This is a genomic window from Nocardia arseniciresistens, from assembly GCF_046764875.1.
GTDB lineage: Bacteria > Actinomycetota > Actinomycetes > Mycobacteriales > Mycobacteriaceae > Nocardia > Nocardia arseniciresistens.
Genome location: NZ_JBKORD010000007.1, coordinates 208480 through 225798 on the forward strand (window position 1 = coordinate 208480; position 17319 = coordinate 225798).

Consider the following 17319-nt stretch of genomic DNA (forward strand, 5'->3'; position numbering starts at 1 on the left):
GCCAGTGTAACCGCTCGGCTCCCATACGCCACTATCCGGGGCCCACACGCACTCGCGAGCAGTGACTACGATCTCTCCAATATCGGAGGGGCTTCCTCACCGTACGAGGGGATCGACAGGTGACAGACAACAATTCGCCGCACGGCGGGCACGAGGTACCGCCGCTGGGATCGTCGGACGACGCGCAACCCGCACCGCAGTGGTGGGAAGCGCCGAGCACCAGTGACGCCAGCGGTTCCACGACGGGCGCCGATCCGACGCTCGTGCGCGGGCAAGGGCAATTCGACGGGTACACGCCGCCACCACAGCCTTACGCGCCACCGCAGCAGTCATACCTGCCGCCACAGCCGTACGCACCGCAGCCATACGCACAGCCCGCGCCCCCACCGCCCGGTTATCCACAGCCGCCCTTCTATGGCGCCCAATACCCGGGTCCACCGCCGCATCGACGCAACAACACCGGGTGGATCCTCGGCGGTATCGCCGCGCTGGTCATCGTGGTCGTGCTGATCGGGGGTCTCGTCGTTGCTATGAAGAGCACCGACAGCGACGACAAGTCCTGGGCAGGCGACTTCGCCATGGACAAGGTGACGGACTCGTGCAGCCTGGTCACCCCCTCGATCCTCGCCCGGTGGGCACCCACCCAAAAGGAACTCACGCACACCGAGAACCAACCCGACAGCGACTACGGCGGCGGCTCGATGAACTGCAACGCGAAGTACGAAGGCACCGGAATCAACGACGCGTCCATGACCATGGACGCGAACCTCGCCAGTAAGTACGGCAAGCCGTACTACGACACCTGGAAGGACATCGACACCGGCACCACGGGCACCGGCCGGTCCTCCGGCGTGCTGGGCAACCTCGGCAAGGTGGCGTACTTCTCCTACCGCGAGGACACCTCGACGTCATTCAACTCGCTCGACTACACAATCGGCGCGCTGGATAGCAATCTCTCACTCAAGATCGAGATCAACATCTATTCCAAGACTCCCATCGACAAGGCCGCCGTCGCCGCCGCCTGCGAGGCCCAGGCCCGACAAGCCATGGCCGGCCTGCGGAAATAGCCCCCGAGCTGCCCCATTTGGCGACCGACGGGGTGTACCCGGTATGCTGCTCCACGGAGGATTCGCCTAGTGGCCTATGGCGCTCGCCTGGAACGCGGGTTGGGTTAACGCCCTCAGGGGTTCAAATCCCCTATCCTCCGCCACACAGTGGGTCAGGACACATTTACAGTGTCCTGACCCACTGTTGTTTATTCGACGAGGCTACCGAGCGCGACATTCACTCCAATGATGGCCTACTTCTGTTGGACGCGTGCGAGACCCAAACGGTTGCAACGAGTTTCCACGGCGTGCGCGCATACAGATGTCTTGCGCATGCGAATCCATTGGGCGATCGCCGCGATGGCTGAAACCAGCGAGATCGCGCCTGCGAGCCATGCCCAAGAGGTGAGACCGGCGGTGGCCGTCGTGACCTGGCGGAGGCCGGGCACCGGCATCTGGCCGTTGCCGGAGGCCCAACGGACCACGAGGCCGACCTGGGTGCCGAGATCACGAGGGTGTCCGTACCCGGTCATTGCGCGCACTTCGGCCGCTTTGCCGTTCAAGTGGGCCACCGCGGAAACTACGAGAACCGCGAGGGCTATCGAGGAACCTGCCGCCACATGAGCGAGCGCCTTGGTGCGAGCCCGAAGATTGACCGCCACAGCGAAGACCGTTAGTGCGCATGCCGCGCTGGCGAGCACGCCCCATGTGCCGTTGACATTCGCGGCGGGCGGCGGCGATCCCGACCAGAAGGTCACCAGGGATGTGGATATCTGAAGACCCCCGAAAGGGTCGGCGCTGATCTTGCCGTCGGTGCCCGTAGCGGTGAGCCACGGCCTGAACAGCAGGAGGAAGGTGACGACGCTCCCTGCCGCTGCACCCAGGTAGCCCCAGTTCTCTTGAAGCGGGGCAAGAGCTTTCGGGACGAAGACCCGGCGTTGTCGGGCACTTCCCGCTGTCCGGCTCGCTGAGTCGGCCGGCCGGTGGCGAGTCGTTCTACTTGCTTGCCAGGGGGTCGGCTGCACCATTTCCCCAGACTAGAAGTCGGACAACGGTTCCCGCTGTCAAGGATTTCCGCCTTGCTGTATATGAATCGTAAATATCGAATCCGAGTACTCGAATTCACAGTGCGTCGGCTGCTCCTCGGACAGCGCGCGGGTCAGCGTCCGAAGACAGTGGTCATGATCTCATCGGCCCACTTGTTCATCGGGGTCACAACGTTGGCGTGGAGCCAGCGGACGGGCCGGGCGACCACTGCCTGCCAGGCGATGGCCATCGCGGTGAATATCGGGCTCAGAACGGCGCGGTAGACGACGCGGCACGGGATCACTATCAGGACCCCGACGACGATGGTCGCGATTCGCCATGCGTACAAAAGGACCGCGCGGAGCAGGCGCCACAGCGGGAGCAGAATCCATCGCCAGAGTTGGTAGAGCGGCCACACGATCAGGTACTTGACGACCATGTACAGCGGCCACGCGATCAGGTACTTGTAGCCCTTGTAGAGCACCCAGAACACGGCAGACCCGACGGGGAGCAGCACCTCCCTTGCCAGCCACTCCGCTGCCGGACGCAGGACGCGCCGCCAGAGGAACTCCTCCACCGCGCGGCGCAGCGGGCGCAGGAAGAAGTCGAGCAACAGCGCACCGATGGGAGTGAGGACCATGCCCCAGAGGACATGCTGGAGTAGCCAGCCCCAGAGGAAGTCCTTGACGAAGGCCCATACCGGACGGATCAGCCACTGCCAGGCGAAGCGGCAGACGGGTTCCAGCAGCTGGGTCCTGACGAAGCGCAGCACGGTGAGCACGATGCGGCCGAGTAGTTCGACGCCCTCCCAGAGCAGACGTACCGGAATCAACACCACGATGGCGATGGCTCGCGCAATCCACTGGCCGCCCGAAGTGTGTTCAGGCGGGTTGATGTTCGGTGTCGACATGCGTGGCCCCTACTGTTTGGCCGATCCGCGCGGCGGCGATCGGCGACTGCCGAGTGAAAGGCCCCGGCGTCCAATACATTCGAGCACCTGGGCAGCGTCCGGTCATGAGTAGAAGTACCGCAAACCCGCCCGCATCGGACAGTGCACCGTCGACACCGGGCCGAGCGCGGGATTGCTCCGACTCCATCCGGCTGTCGAATGAGCTGCGGCCGTGGGGGGTGACGTCGCCACTACCGGATCAATCCACAACTCCGTCGGCATGCGCCGCCGCTGCCTCCTCCAGCGCCGCGACAAGCAGCTCCGAGTAGGTATCGATATCAGGCAGCGCGGCCGTGTCGGCGTGGATGGAGATCGTGACCGTCGCCCCGTGCCCATCGGGATCCTCGCCGAGTCCGTGCACGCCGTGAGTCAGGTGCATGACCGAGCCGAGCGCTGGGAATCCCGCGGTGAAGCGGACACGGCCGCCACCGAAGGTGAGGTCGGCGGCACCGCGGTGGACGCTGGAGACCACGGTGTGGCCTGCGATCGAGTCGGGGACGGTGTCGAGCGGAAGCCGGTCGACGTCGCGGCGCAGCAGCGTGGCGGGTACGACGGCGGTGACTCGGTCTTGGGCGGCGAGCAGCGGATGCCGTGCGCGGGTCGCCCGGTCGGCGAGCGCATCGGCGATTCGTTGGGCACGCACGCGGAGATCGGGTTCGTCGACGAACAGATCCACGCCGAGATTGCGGTAGTTATTGCGTGGCGCGGACGCCTCGCGATCCGGCAGCGCCATCGGCACCTGCGCGCCCAGCCGATCCACCTGCGCACCGCGCGAAGCGAGGTAGCGGGTGAGTGCGAGCGATACCGCGGTCAGCACGACCACGGTCACGGTGCGGTCGGTGATCCGTAATCGGTCTGCCGCGCACACGATCATGCGCACTCGATGGTCCGCCGCGCCGACCTCGATCGAGGGGTTGATCGAGGTCGGCGCAAAGTCGGGCCCCGGCGCGGGCAACTGCCCGGTCGAGGTGAGTTCGGCCAGTTCCCGCTGGGCCCGGTAGGCGCGATATCCACGCGCGACGGTCCGCACCACCTGGAACGGCATACGCGCCAACCCGAGCACCGAATCCACCAGCGCGGAACCGAGCAACACAGAACCGATCGAGGCCCGCTGCCGCGGCGTCGAGCGCGATACCGAGCCGGTGTTGTCCCCCTCGATCGCGCCCGGCTCCGCGAACAGATCGCGAGCGATCCGCGCGGCACTTCGCCCATCAGCTAGCGCATGCGACATCTGGAGCACAACCACCACCGCGGTGCCCGCCTCCGCCCCGGGTGCTCCGTCGATGTCGCGAAACACGTGCAGTCGCCATGGACGAACGGACGCGTCCAGTCCGGTACCGAGTAGTTTGCCCAGGACATTCAGCACAGTCGGCCAATTCGATTCCGACAGTGGATGCTCCATGAATTGCTCGGCGGCGAAACCGCAGGGTATCCAGGATGGGTACTCCAGGTCGCCGGGCACTTCGCGCAAGCGAACTCGCAAGTCGGGTATCCGCGCACTGCGCCGAGCGACGAGCGCACGCAGTTCCGCAGTGGGGCGACCGGAGTCAGTGAAGCAATACAGCAGGAACAGATCGTTGGCGGTGCGCTTGGACAGCCAGTACATCGTCGCGTCCTGCGGGGCCACCGAGCTCACACCTCGACGATATCGGCCATTGTGCGCGGCGGCGGTAGCGGCGTCGACCAGCGCCGAATGATCTTGTTTCGCATCGGTGTTCGGCGAAACCCATCGATTCCGTCCGACTCCTCTGCTACCGTCTGTAGTAGAAGAAAAATCTCACTCACCCAAGGGGCGGGGTGTCGATCATGGCTGGTCAGGTAGGTCGCAAGCTCAGCGCGCAAGCCGATTCCGCAGATGAGCGATATCAGGCCGCGGCATTCGTCAAACGCTCGATCAACAAGGTCTTCCCGACCCACTGGTCGTTCCTGCTCGGTGAGATCGCGCTCTACAGCTTCATCATTCTGCTGCTGTCGGGCGTCTATCTGTCGCTGTTCTTCGATCCGTCGATGACCGAGGTCGTCTACAACGGTTCCTACCAGCCGCTGCGTGGTGTGACCATGTCGCGCGCCTACGAGACCGCGCTCAACATCTCCTTCGAGGTGCGTGGTGGTCTGTTCGTCCGCCAGGTCCACCATTGGGCGGCACTGCTTTTCGCGGCGTCGATCATCGTGCACCTGTTCCGCATCTTCTTCACCGGCGCGTTCCGCAAGCCGCGTGAGGCGAACTGGGTCATCGGCTCGATCCTGTTGATCCTGGCCATGTTCGAGGGCTACTTCGGCTACTCGCTGCCCGACGATCTGCTCTCGGGCACCGGCCTACGCGCGGCCTTCTCCTCGATCACACTCGGCATACCGATCATCGGCACCTGGTTGCACTGGTTGATGTTCGGCGGCGACTATCCGGGCACCATCATCATCCCGCGACTGTTCATCGCCCACGTACTGCTGCTGCCCGGCATCATGCTCGCGCTGATCGCCGCGCATATCGCGCTGGTCTGGTATCAGAAGCACACCCAGTTCCCCGGACCGGGCCGCACCGAGAGAAACGTGGTCGGCACCCGCATCGTGCCGGTCTTCTCGCTGGATCAGGGTGCGTTCTTCGCGTTCACCCTCGGCATCGTGGCGCTCATGGGTGGCCTGCTGCAGATCAATCCGATCTGGAATATGGGTCCCTACAACCCATCTCAGATATCGGCGGGCTCACAGCCGGACTTCTACATGATGTGGACCGACGGCATGATGCGCCTGATACCGCCGTGGGAGCTGTATCTCGGCCGCTACACCGTGCCTGCGCCGGTCTGGGGCGCGTTGATCATGGGCCTGGTATTCACGTTGCTCATCACATATCCATGGATCGAGCGACGGCTGAACAAGGACGCCGTGGCACACAACTTGCTACAACGGCCGCGAGATGTGCCGGTGCGCACCGCAATCGGCGCCATGGTGATCGCCTTCTACGTGGTGCTGACACTCTCGTGCGTCAACGACATCCTCGCCTACCGGTTCGACATCTCGCTCAACGCGACAACCTGGATCGGCCGGATCGGCATCTTGATCGCACCGCCGACCGCCTACTTCATCGCGTATCGGATCTGCCTGGGCCTACAGCGCAGCGACCGAGCCGTTCTCGAGCACGGCATAGAGACCGGCGTGATCAAGCGGCTGCCGCACGGTGAATACATCGAGGTGCACCAGCCGCTCGGCCCGGTCGACGATCACGGCCACCCGATTCCATTGGAATACCAAGGTGCGCCGGTCCCGAAGAAGATGAGCAAGCTCGGCTCGGCGGGCAAGCCCGGAACCGGTGCCTTCCTACGTGCCGATCCATGGCAGGAGTCCGAGCACAACCTGGCAATCGAGCACAAAGAGGAGCGCAAGCAGCTCGCCGTGCTACGGCGAGTTGAGGAGCAGACCAACGGGCACGCGGGCAATGGGCTCTCCGGCAATGGCCACAGCGGCGACGGCTCGGCCTGAATCACGTACATCTCGCGAACGGTGCTACAACGAACAGCGCTGCAAGGTCTAGGCAGCACCGTCCTGAGCAGTGCGCTAAGGCCCCGAGTCTGTTTCGACACGGGGCCCGTTGCTGGCTGGTTCGAACGCGGCTGGTTAAGCGCGACCGAACTCCCCTGTTGTCATTCCGGCTAGGAATGCGTCCCACTCACCCGGCGCGAATGCCAACACCGGGCCATGTCCGTTGTTCTTGGTATCGCGAACCGCTACGTTGCTTCCGACGAGAAATGCGACTTCCACGCAGTTCCCATCGGGACCGCTATGTGTGCTCTTGCGCCACACAGCGCCCGTAAAATCAACTTCCACGGCACTAGCTCCTTTGCTGCGTCGAGAACGAGAAATCTTCTGACATCGCTCTAACTAGCACCGGTACTCGGCAGAAACACCGAATCCCGTGGTGCGCCTAGTGGTTGCGCGTCGCTTTCACGGTGCGTCGTGATTGCATTGCGCCCGAGGTGAATACACCCCACGAGGTTGCCCTCGCGGTCCAAAGACTAGCAGGTTCATCGATAATTTGCCGATATCTTGCCAGTCCGATCAACGCATTTGCCAATCTTGCGAAGATCGGATGTTGCGGAAACATTGCCAGTCGGTGACTTTGATTCGAACAAGCCACGCACCGCTAACTTTTGTGTCGATGTGATTACTCCGTGATCCGTCAATTAATCACCAAGGTTCCCCCTCCCTCGACAGCTTCGCAACCGGCCGTGGATCATGGGGGCATGGTCGAACGCCCCCGCGACGAGGCAGGTCGCGCCCGTAATCCCCGTCCACGCGACAGCTTCGGACGCCCGCTACCCACTGGCAGCCCCGGTACACCTCGAATTCCGGACGACTTGAATCTGCCACCCCAGCAAACTCTTTCCTATGCCCAGCAACTGCTGGATGACGGCCTGGCATTCAACGCACACGAGGTATTAGAGGCCGCATGGAAGAACGGACCGTTCGCCGAGCGGATGCTGTGGCAGGCCCTCGCGCAATATGCGGTCGGTTTGACCCACATCCAACGCGGCAATCCCAAGGGCGCCCGAACGCTACTCACTCGAGCGGTGGACCGACTCAACGCCTATAAGCCGGACGATAGCGGCGAAGCGGAGACCGGCGTCCCCTATGGCATCGACCGCGCCGGGTTGATCGCGCACGCCGAGACCCTGCTCGCAGAGCTGGATTCCGAGACGCCGATCCCCGCCGAGCGGCTCAAGCCACAGCTGCTCGGCTGACCGCACCGCCTAAGATGACAAACGTGCGCTTTTCGAATGTGGTGACCGGCGCGGGCAGATACGCACCCAGCCCGTCGGGCGATCTGCACCTCGGAAACCTGCGTACCGCGCTGTTGGCCTGGCTGTTCGCCCGCTCGACGGACCGACGCTTCCTGATGCGCGTGGAGGATCTCGATCGGGTGCGCCCCGGCGCCCAGGCGCGACAGCTGGCCGACCTCGCCGCGATCGGTCTCGACTGGGACGGACCGGTGATCAGGCAATCCGAACGGTTGCCCCGATATCAGGCGGCCATCGATCGACTGACCGATGCTGGGCTCGTCTACGAGTGCTACTGCACCAGAAGGGAAATACAGCAGGCGGCGACCGCGCCGCACGGTCCGATGGGCGCCTATCCCGGTACTTGTCGCGCGCTGACCGATGCCGAGCGTGCCGCACACCGCGCCGACCGCAGACCCGCCGCGCTGCGACTGCGCGCCTCGGTAACGGAATTCGAGATCGTGGACGAACTGCACGGGCGCTACCGCGGCCAGGTGGACGATCTCGTGCTGCGCCGCGGTGACGGTACCCCCGCCTACAACCTTGCCGTGGTGGTCGACGACGCGGCGCAGGGCATCGATCAGGTGGTGCGAGGCGACGATTTGCTGTCTTCCACACCGAGGCAGGCATATCTGGCATCGCTGCTCGAGCTGCCGGTCCCGCAGTATGCCCATGTACCGCTGGTGTTGAACGAGGCCGGAATACGCCTGGCCAAACGCGACGGCGCGGTGACACTCGCCGACCAGCTCGCACTCGGCAACACGCCCGAGCAGGTAGCCGCTGCGCTGGCCTGTTCACTCGGATATCCGCCGTTATCGCCGATCGAGCTCCTCGACAGTTTCACACCTGCCCATCTGCCCATGGAACCGTGGATACTCGACGAGAATGGGTTGTTGCAACGCAACAGATGTCCGTAACGTACGCACTCGACCGATCTACTGATCACTGACGAGGACTGAATATGACAAGCGGTGGGTACGACCCAAACAAGCATCCGCAAGGCGGGCAGCAGTATCCGCAAGGCGGCCAGCCGGACCCCTATGGGCAGCAGCCGCCGCAATACGGCCAGCAGCCGCCGCAGGATCCCTATGGCCAGCAGCAGCCACCCCAACCCCAGTACGGGCAGCAGCAGCCGCCGCCGCAGTACGGCCAGCAGCCCCAATACGGCCAGCAGCAGCCGCCGCCGCAGTACGGGCAGCAGCCGCAGTACGGCCAGGACCCCTACGGCCAGCCCTACCCGCAGCAGCCGCAGTACGGCGGGCAGCAGGGCGGCTACGGCGGGCAGCCGGCTGACATCGGATCCAGGATCGGCGCCCGCGTCATCGACCACCTGATCGTCGGTATCCCGGTCTCCATCATCATTCTGTTGATCTTCGGTTTCACCAACACCGGCCAGTTCATCAACGGCGCTGTGGTTTCGCTCGCGCTGCTCGGCTACTTCGTCGGCATGGAGACCACCCAGGGCACGACGCTCGGCAAGAAGATCCTCGGACTCAAGGTCCTCGCGCCCGGTGGTGCGGCGAAGATCGAACCCGAGGCCTCGCTCAAGCGCAACATCTACGTCGCGGCGTCGATCATCCCGTGCGTCGGCGGCCTGATCTCGCTCGGCCTGATCATCTACATGATCATCTCGACCTCGCAGGACCCGAACAAGCAGGGCTGGCACGACAAGTTCGCAGGCGGCACCCAGGTCGTCAAGAGCTGACACCGGCTCGCTCGACCTGAACAAACGTCAGGGGCGCACCCGCTTCCGGGTGCGCCCCTGACGTTTTCGGTTGATTCGGAGGCTAGCTGCTGCCGATCAAGATGATGACGAACCAGAGCACGCTCAGCACGATCACGCCGACTCCGACCCAGATGCCCGCCAGCGCCATGCCGCGACCCTCCTGACCGGACTGCTTAATCTGATTGAGCGCGACGACGCCGAGGATGATCCCGACGATCGACCCGATGCCACAGGTGACGAACCCGATCAGCGACGAGATCAGCGCACCGATGGCCATGCCGCTTGTGCCCTGCGGCTGCGGATAGCCATAGGGCTGGTACGCATTCTGATAGCCGTAGTTCGGCGGGGGCGGATATGCCTGCGCGCCGGGCTGCGGCGCCTGGTAAGCCGGGTACTGCGGCTGCGGCGGCGGTGTCAGCTGGGGAGCGGGCTGCTGCGGATACTGCGGCGCCGACTGCTGCGGATACTGCGGAGCGGATTGCTGCGGGTACTGCGGAGCCGACTGCTGCGGATACTGCGGAGCCGACTGCTGCGGATACTGCGGAGCCGACGGGTATCCGGGCGGTTCGGCGGTGGGATATTGCGGTACCGAGCCCGGGGTGGCAGCCTCCGGCGACACACCTTCGCCGCCGTACTGCTTCCACCACTCGTCGGAATCGCCGGGATTCGTCATGGCCACAGCCTATTCGACAACCTGGTTGGATGAAGCGCGTGAGTGAGTTGAATAAAACAGAAGAACACGAAGGGTCTGGGCGCCCCGCGCAGGACCATGCGGCATTCGCCCAGGTCGCGCGGGGGTACTACACACCGATCGTGGCGTTGTTCACCGCAACGCTGATCATTTCCAACATCTGCGCGACGAAAGGCGTTCAGTTCTTCACCGATCATTCGGTGCAGCTAGGGCCGCTGGAGATACTGCCGATCTCCACCGATGGCGCTTTCTTCCTCTTTCCGCTGGCCTATATCCTCGGCGACGTGCTCAGCGAGGTGTACGGCTTCCGCGCCACCCGCAGGGCCATCTACTACGGTTTCGGCGCCCTGCTGCTGACCGTCGCTTGCTTCAGCATTGCCATCCGGCTCCCCGCCGCGGTGTTCTACGAGAACCAAGAGGCGTTCCGCACCGTCATCGGCACGACGCCGCAGCTCGTAGCCGCCGGTCTCGCCGGATACTTCGTCGGCCAGCTGCTCAACTCGGTGACGCTGGTGCTGATCAAGGAACGGACCAGGGAGAAACACCTGTGGGCCAGGCTGATCGGGTCCACCATCGTCGGTGAGCTCGCCGACACGCTGATCTTCTGCTCGATCGCGGCCACCGCGATCGGCATCGACAGCTGGCGGCAGTTCGTGAACTACGTCATCGTCGGCTTCCTGTGGAAGACACTGTGCGAAGTGTTGGTCATGCCGATCACCTATCGAGTGATCGCGACCCTCAAGAAGCGCGAACCGAGCTATGCCCCAAGGGAATCCGATCCGCTGCATGTCTGACGCGCACCCCGTCGTCCAGCGTCGGCATCCGTCGACGACTGGGCTCACGGGGTCGCGATGCGGCCTTTCCACCTGCCGAGGGTTTCTGCTTTGTAGTCGTCGAAGTAGTCGCCCTCGATACTCGCCCTGATCCGGTCGACCAATCGAATCGTGTAGCGCTCGTTGTGAATTGTGCACAGCGTCGAGGCGACCATCTCCTTCGCCTTGAACAGGTGATGGATGTAGGCGCGCGTGTAATGGGCGCAGGTGTAGCAGTCGCAGGTGTCGTCGATGGGAGTGAAATCGCGGCGGAACCGGGCGGTATTGATATTGAATCGGCCCTCGGCGACATAGATGGCGGCATTGCGGGCGACCCGGGACGGGTTAACACAGTCGAAGGTGTCCGCGCCGTTTTCCACAGCGGTGAAGATGTCCTCCGGCTCGCTGATGCCGAGCATGTGGCGTGGCTTGTCCTCGGGCAGTTCATCGCTACACCAGCCGACTATGGCGCCGAGGTTGTGCTTCTCCAGCGCGCCGCCGATGCCGTAGCCGTCGAAACTCGTTCCCGCGCTGCCCCGGATCGATTCCAGCTCGCGAGAGGCCTTGCGGCGCAGATCTTCGTACTGCGCGCCCTGGATCACCGCGAACAGTGCCTGATACGGGCGATGAGTGCGTGCCGCGCTCTGCCGCTCGTGCTCGTCGATGCAGCGCTGCGCCCACTCGTGGGTGCGCTGTAGCGATTTCTCTTGGTAGCCACGGGTATTGAGCAACGTGGTCAGCTCGTCGAAGGCGAACATGATGTCGGCGCCGAGCCGATGCTGGATGCCCATCGATACTTCCGGCGTGAACCGATGCGTGGACCCGTCCAGGTGCGACCGGAAGGTGACGCCCTCGTCGTCGACGGTCGCCAGCCGCTCCTTGCCCTTGGCGATGACGTCGTCGCTGCGCACGTCGACCGCCTCCATCGCAAGCACCTTCTTGAAGCCGACACCGAGCGACATCACCTGGAAGCCGCCACTGTCGGTAAAGGTGGGGCCCGACCAGTTCATGAACTTGCCCAAGCCGCCCGCCTCGTCGACGATGTCCGAACCGGGCTGTAGGTACAGGTGGTAGGCGTTGGCGAGCAGGGCCTGCGCCCCGAGCTCCTTCATCGTCTCGGGCAGCACCGCCTTCACCGACGCCTTGGTCCCGACGGGGATGAAGGCAGGCGTCGCGATGGCACCGTGTGGAGTGTTGATCACACCTGCCCGACCGTGCCGCCCACCATCCAGGCGGTTATTGATGGCGAAGGAGAAGGCTTCGGGTGTGGACACGCTGCCATCCTCTCAGGCGGCATCGAGTGACCGACGCCGCATGTCGGCCGACCCCCGTCCACTACAACACCGGCGACCGGCAGCAGTCGGTCAGGCGTCGGCGGCGGCCGCCGCGAACTGGGAGTTGTAGAGGCGGTAGTAGGCGCCGCGCTCTTCGAGCAGGCGCTCATGGGACCCGTGCTCGACGATACGACCCGCCTCCATGACAACGATGAGATCCGCATCGCGGATGGTGGAAAGGCGGTGCGCGATGACGAAGCTGGTGCGGTCGCGGCGCAACGCGGCGGTCGCATGCTGCACCAGCGATTCGGTGCGGGTGTCCACCGAACTCGTCGCCTCGTCGAGCACCAGAATGGACGGCTTCGCCAGGAAGGCGCGGGCGATGGTGATGAGCTGCTTCTCACCCGCGCTCACCCCCGAACCCTCCTCGTCGATCACTGTGTCGTAGCCGTGCGGCAGCGCGTGCACGAAACGGTCGACATAGGCGGCGCGGGCGGCGGCGAGAATATCCTGCTCGCTCGCGTTCGGATTGCCATACGCGATGTTCTCCCGAATGGTGCCCTTGAACAGCCAGGTGTCCTGCAAGACCATGCCGATGCGCGAGCGCAGATGGTCACGGGTGATCTCGGTGATGTCGACATCGTCGATCGTGATGGTGCCCGCGTCCAGTTCGTAGAACCGCATCAGCAGGTTGACCAGCGTTGTTTTGCCCGCACCGGTCGGGCCGACGATGGCGACCACGTGTCCTGGCTCGGCGACCAGCGATAGCCGCTCGATGATCGGGGTCTCCGGTTCGTAGCGGAAGGACACCGCCTCGAATTCGACTCGGCCGCGGTCGACCGGACGGACGTTCTCCATCACCGGGTCGGCCGACTGCTCTGCGGCGTCGAGGATCTCGAAGATCCGCTCGGCCGAGGCAACGCCGGACTGGAGCAAATTGGCCATCGCGCCGATCTGGGTGAGCGGCTGGCTGAACTGCCTGGAGTACTGGATGAACGCCTGCACCTCACCGAGGGAGATGTTTCCCGTCGCGACCCGCAGACCGCCGACCAACGCCACCAGCACGAAGTTCACGTTTCCGAGGAACATGATCGAGGGCATGATCAGGCCGGAGATGAACTGCGCCTTGAAGCTCGCGTCGAACAGTTCGTCGTTGCGCTTGTCGAACTCCGCACCGACCTCGCGATTGCGGCCGAACGCGGTGACGATCTCGTGGCCGGTGAAGGCCTCCTCGACCTGGGCGTTCACCATGCCGGTGTACTTCCACTGATTCACGAAGTGCGGCTTGGACCGCTTGGCGATCTGCGCGGTGACGACGATGGCCGCCGGAACCGTGAGCAACGCGATCACCGCGAGCAGCGGTGAGATCCAGAACATCATGATCAGGATGCCGAGCACCGAGAACACCGAGGTCAGTAGCTGACTCATGGTCTGTTGCAGGCTCGTCGAGACATTGTCGACGTCATTGGTGACGCGACTGAGCACGTCGCCGCGCGGCGCGGAATCGAAGTAGCTCAAGGGAAGTCGATGCAGCTTGTCCTCGACATCGCTGCGCAGCCGCTTCACCGTCCTGTTGATGACGATGTTGAGCAGGAAGCCCTGCAACCAGCCGAATACCGCTGCGCCGATGTAGAGCAGCAGCACCAGGATCAGTACCTTGCCGACGGCGTCGAAGTCGACACCGACACCGGGAGTCACATCCATCGCACCGAGCATGTCGGCAAAGGTGTTGTCGCCCTTGGCCCGAATCGCCTCGATCGCCTCGTCCTTGCTGATGCCTGCGGGCAGCTGCTTACCGACCAAACCATCGAAGACCAGGTTGGTCGCTCTGCCCATGATGTACGGGCCGAGCGTGTTGAGCACCACCGCCGTGATGACCAGTGCCACGATCAGAATCACGTACACCCGTTCCGGCGCGAGCCGGGCGAGCAACCGCTTCAGCGACGGTTTGAAGGACTTCGCCTTGGCATCCGGCGCACCGGGATTCGGCGCTCCGGGCCTCATCGAACCTCCTCCGCGCTGAGCTGCGACGCGACGATTTCCTGATATTCCGGACAGTCACGCATCAACTGTTCGTGGGAGCCGATCCCTGCCATCACACCGTCCTCGAGCACCACAATCTGGTCGGCGTCACGGATCGTCGAAATCCGTTGCGCCACAATGATTACTGATGCATCCCTGGTGACCGGCCGGAGAGCTTCGCGCAGCCTGGCGTCGGTGGAGACGTCCAGCGCGGAGAACGAATCGTCGAACAGGTAGATCCGCGGCTTCTTGACCAGCGCCCGTGCGATCGCGAGGCGCTGACGCTGACCACCGGATACCGTGGTGCCACCCTGCGCGACAGGCGCCTCCAGCCCCAATGGCATATCCCGCACGAAATCGTCGGCCTGCGCGATTTCCAGTGCCCGCCACAGGTCTTCGTCCGTGGCTTCCGGATTTCCGTAGCGCAGATTGCTCGCGATCGTTCCGGAGAACAGGTACGCCTTCTGCGGTATCAGGCCGATCTGCTCGCGCAGCAACTCCAGATCAATGTGCCGGACATCGGTCTGCCCGACATAGACGGCGCCGTCGGTGACGTCGATCAGGCGCGGAATCAGGTTGAGCAGTGTGGTCTTTCCCGCACCGGTGGATCCGACGATCGCGGTGGTCGTGCCCGGTTCCACCTTGAATCGGATAGCGCGAAGCACTGGCTTCTCGGCGCCGGGGAACGCGAACTCGGCGAACGCGATGTCGACCGATCCTGGATCGCCCTTGAACGGCTGCGGCAAACGCGGCGGTATTACCGAGGAGTCGGTCTCGAGCACTTCGCCGATCCGGTCGGCCGAGACCGCGGCGCGCGGCGCCATCATGGCGAGGAACGAGGCCATCATCACGGCCATCAGGATCTGCATGATGTAGGACAGCATCGCGGTGAGCGAGCCGATCTGCATGGTGCCCGCGTCGACAGCGTGGCCGCCGAACCAGATCACCGCGACGGCGGTGACGTTGCTGATCAGCATGACCAGCGGAAACATCAACGCCATCAACCTGCCGACCCGCAAAGAGGTTTCGGTCAGCTCGGTATTGGCGACACCGAAGCGCCAGGTCTCCTGCCGTTCCCTGACGAATGCGCGCACCACGCGGATACCAGTGATCTGCTCGCGCAGGACTCGGTTCACCTCGTCGATCTTGGTCTGCATGGCACGGAAGCCCGGCACCATCTTGACGACGATAAAACCCATCGAAATGGCAAGCGCGGGTACCGCGATGAGCAGCAGCCAGGATAGTCCGAGGTCCTCACGCAACGCCATGATGATGCCGCCGACGCACATGATCGGCGCCATCACCAAGATCGTCGCGGACATCACGATGAGCAGCTGGACCTGCTGCACATCATTGGTGGTGCGGGTGATCAGCGACGGCGCACCGAACATGCCGACCTCGCGGGCGGAAAAGGTGCCGACCCGATGCAACACCGCACCACGCAGATCCCGACCTGCGGACATCGCGGCGTGCGCGCCGAGATAGACCGAGAACGCGGACGCGACGATCTGTACACAAGTCACCGCGAGCATCCATAGCCCGGTGGTCCAGATGTAACCGATGTCACCTTTGGTGACGCCGTTATCGATCAGATCGGCATTCAGACTCGGCAGGTACAACATCGCGATGACGGAAACCAGTTGCAGGACAACGACCCCCGTCAATTGTGCCCGGTAGGGGTACAGATGTGTACGCAGCAGTCTGATCAACATGATGATTGGCAGGTTACCTGCAAATGGTGACGCGGGTCGCGATGATTATCGACCAGCAAGAACATGCCGCATTTGCGGCATTTACCTGCGAGCCCACGCGCCGGGATCTTCGGTCAGCGTCTCGACGAATTCGGGTAGCCGGTCCTGCGCTATGTCTTCGATGGACACATTCTCGAGCACCGCGCGAATGTTCACCCGCAATGCGATCCATACCCGCTGCAACGGCTCGGCCGCGCCCGGATAGTTCACATCCTCCGGCCGCTGACCGCGTACCGAAGCCAATGGTCCCTCGATCGCCCTGATCACGTCGGCGATGGAGATCTCGGCGGCGGGGCGGGCCAGCCAGTAGCCGCCGTCGGGGCCACGCCTGCTGATCACCATCTCCGCCCTGCGCAGCTCGGCGAGAACGGTTTCCAGCACTTTCGGCGGAATACACTGCGCGGTAGCGATCACATCGGCCTTGACCACCGCGGCCGCGGTGATTACCGGACCTGCCTGCACGAGCGGCGTCGCATCCAGCGCGGGGATATCGGCCGCCATCTGGGCCTGGCTCACCCTCGGCGCGCGGGCGATCTCCAGCAAGGTCCGCACCGCGTAATCGACCTTCGCGGAGATGTGCACAGCCACCTTCCCTGAACTATCCGATGACCTGGTCGAATCTACGCGGTACCGCAGGCGGTCAGCACACAGGTCGCCGCGTCGAGCAGCGTTGATTCCACCAGGGAGTCGGGGGCGGTCGGGACGAACTCCTTGGACAACAGCGCGACCCCGAGCACTTCCAGCGCCGCGCAGGCGCGCAGCGTCGCCTCGTCGGACGCGTCCGGTCCGGCCAACCAGGACTGCAGGATTCGATTCGAATCCATCAGATCGGGGTATCGATCGGCCATCGCGTTGATGATCGCCACGGTGTCGCGCACACACAGCGCCCCGGCATCGCGATTGCGGATCATGCCGCGCAAATACGTGCGCAGCACAGCGCGCACACCCTCAGGATCGTGCGGCACCGCGTCGATGTCCTCGACGACCGCGCGCATGTGATCAACGATCGGATCGACGATCGCGAGCAGCAGATCGAGCTTCGAAGCGTAGTGATAGTAGAGCGACGCCTTTGTGATTCCTACCGCATCTGCGACCTCGCGCAGGCTCGTCTGCTCGAATCCCTTGGCTCCGAACAGCTTCACCGCGGCGTCGCGAATCGCGATTTTGGTCCCGCCACCTGCGGTAATGACTTCTGACGCATGACGGACAGTCATCGGATGGTCCTCTCACCAATCGTGCGCGGAGCTAACGTT

16 protein-coding genes and 1 tRNA gene are annotated in these 17319 nt (G+C 63.9%); 7 read left to right on the forward strand and 10 right to left on the reverse strand.

Annotation, left to right across the window (positions count from 1 at the left end):
* The first annotated feature begins 119 nt into the window (after positions 1 to 119).
* Both ACLMAJ_RS14920 and ACLMAJ_RS14925 read left to right on the forward strand, forming a co-directional pair.
* The gene (locus tag ACLMAJ_RS14920; RefSeq protein WP_412014254.1) at positions 120 to 1067 is read left to right on the forward strand and encodes a hypothetical protein; all 948 of its coding nucleotides are present in this window, start codon (positions 120 to 122) and stop codon (positions 1065 to 1067) included.
* A gap of 55 nt (positions 1068 to 1122) precedes the next feature.
* Positions 1123 to 1210 (forward strand) — tRNA-Ser (locus ACLMAJ_RS14925).
* A gap of 90 nt (positions 1211 to 1300) precedes the next feature.
* Here the strand turns inward: ACLMAJ_RS14925 and ACLMAJ_RS14930 are convergent.
* From ACLMAJ_RS14930 to ACLMAJ_RS14940, 3 genes are all read right to left on the reverse strand, one after another.
* Positions 1301 to 2074 carry a hypothetical protein gene (locus ACLMAJ_RS14930; protein WP_412014255.1) on the reverse strand — a complete coding sequence of 258 codons (774 nt, stop codon included), beginning with the start codon at positions 2072 to 2074 and terminating at the stop codon, positions 1301 to 1303.
* Positions 2075 to 2205: 131 nt separating this feature from the next.
* On the reverse strand, positions 2206 to 2982 hold the full coding sequence (locus ACLMAJ_RS14935) for a hypothetical protein (protein ID WP_412014256.1): 777 nt from the start codon (positions 2980 to 2982) through the stop codon (positions 2206 to 2208).
* A 238-nt stretch (positions 2983 to 3220) separates the two neighbouring features.
* Positions 3221 to 4657 (reverse strand): wax ester/triacylglycerol synthase domain-containing protein, encoded by a 1437-nt coding sequence (locus tag ACLMAJ_RS14940; protein ID WP_412014257.1) that lies wholly within the window; start codon positions 4655 to 4657, stop codon positions 3221 to 3223.
* Between the two features lie 170 nt (positions 4658 to 4827).
* Here ACLMAJ_RS14940 and qcrB point away from each other — a divergent pair, with 170 nt between their 5' ends.
* On the forward strand, positions 4828 to 6495 hold the full coding sequence (qcrB, locus tag ACLMAJ_RS14945; RefSeq protein ID WP_412014258.1) for a cytochrome bc1 complex cytochrome b subunit: 1668 nt from the start codon (positions 4828 to 4830) through the stop codon (positions 6493 to 6495).
* A gap of 135 nt (positions 6496 to 6630) precedes the next feature.
* Here the strand turns inward: qcrB and ACLMAJ_RS14950 are convergent, their stop codons facing one another.
* Positions 6631 to 6840, reverse strand: a complete 210-nt coding sequence (locus ACLMAJ_RS14950; protein WP_412014259.1) for a DUF397 domain-containing protein — start codon at positions 6838 to 6840, stop codon at positions 6631 to 6633.
* Positions 6841 to 7256: 416 nt separating this feature from the next.
* On the opposite strand from ACLMAJ_RS14950, the gene ACLMAJ_RS14955 reads away from it, so the two are divergent.
* From ACLMAJ_RS14955 to ACLMAJ_RS14965, 3 genes are read left to right on the forward strand one after another with little or no spacing between them, the layout of a single operon-like run.
* On the forward strand, positions 7257 to 7754 hold the full coding sequence (locus ACLMAJ_RS14955) for a DUF309 domain-containing protein (protein WP_412014260.1): 498 nt from the start codon (positions 7257 to 7259) through the stop codon (positions 7752 to 7754).
* Positions 7755 to 7768: 14 nt separating this feature from the next.
* Positions 7769 to 8707 (forward strand): tRNA glutamyl-Q(34) synthetase GluQRS, encoded by a 939-nt coding sequence (gluQRS, locus tag ACLMAJ_RS14960; RefSeq protein ID WP_412014261.1) that lies wholly within the window; start codon positions 7769 to 7771, stop codon positions 8705 to 8707.
* A gap of 44 nt (positions 8708 to 8751) precedes the next feature.
* Positions 8752 to 9495, forward strand: coding sequence for an RDD family protein (locus tag ACLMAJ_RS14965; RefSeq protein WP_412014262.1), 744 nt, complete (start codon positions 8752 to 8754; stop codon positions 9493 to 9495).
* An 82-nt stretch (positions 9496 to 9577) separates the two neighbouring features.
* Here the strand turns inward: ACLMAJ_RS14965 and ACLMAJ_RS14970 are convergent, their stop codons facing one another.
* Positions 9578 to 10189 carry a DUF4190 domain-containing protein gene (locus ACLMAJ_RS14970; protein ID WP_412014263.1) on the reverse strand — a complete coding sequence of 204 codons (612 nt, stop codon included), beginning with the start codon at positions 10187 to 10189 and terminating at the stop codon, positions 9578 to 9580.
* 29 nt (positions 10190 to 10218) lie between these two features.
* Here ACLMAJ_RS14970 and ACLMAJ_RS14975 point away from each other — a divergent pair, with 29 nt between their 5' ends.
* The gene (locus ACLMAJ_RS14975) at positions 10219 to 11001 is read left to right on the forward strand and encodes a queuosine precursor transporter (RefSeq protein WP_412014264.1); all 783 of its coding nucleotides are present in this window, start codon (positions 10219 to 10221) and stop codon (positions 10999 to 11001) included.
* 44 nt (positions 11002 to 11045) lie between these two features.
* Here the strand turns inward: ACLMAJ_RS14975 and tgt are convergent, their stop codons facing one another.
* The 5 genes from tgt to ACLMAJ_RS15000 all read right to left on the reverse strand — a co-directional run bounded on the left by tgt (position 11046) and on the right by ACLMAJ_RS15000 (position 17280).
* Positions 11046 to 12293, reverse strand: coding sequence for a tRNA guanosine(34) transglycosylase Tgt (tgt, locus tag ACLMAJ_RS14980; protein WP_412014265.1), 1248 nt, complete (start codon positions 12291 to 12293; stop codon positions 11046 to 11048).
* Between the two features lie 90 nt (positions 12294 to 12383).
* Positions 12384 to 14297, reverse strand: a complete 1914-nt coding sequence (locus tag ACLMAJ_RS14985; RefSeq protein WP_412014266.1) for an ABC transporter ATP-binding protein — start codon at positions 14295 to 14297, stop codon at positions 12384 to 12386.
* On the reverse strand, positions 14294 to 16027 hold the full coding sequence (locus ACLMAJ_RS14990; RefSeq protein ID WP_412014267.1) for an ABC transporter ATP-binding protein: 1734 nt from the start codon (positions 16025 to 16027) through the stop codon (positions 14294 to 14296). Before ACLMAJ_RS14990 ends, ACLMAJ_RS14985 begins: the two co-directional genes overlap by 4 nt.
* 81 nt (positions 16028 to 16108) lie before the next feature.
* Positions 16109 to 16648 (reverse strand): RrF2 family transcriptional regulator, encoded by a 540-nt coding sequence (locus ACLMAJ_RS14995; protein WP_412014436.1) that lies wholly within the window; start codon positions 16646 to 16648, stop codon positions 16109 to 16111.
* 38 nt (positions 16649 to 16686) lie between these two features.
* The gene (locus ACLMAJ_RS15000; protein WP_412014268.1) at positions 16687 to 17280 is read right to left on the reverse strand and encodes a TetR/AcrR family transcriptional regulator; all 594 of its coding nucleotides are present in this window, start codon (positions 17278 to 17280) and stop codon (positions 16687 to 16689) included.
* Between the last annotated feature and the right edge of the window lie 39 nt (positions 17281 to 17319).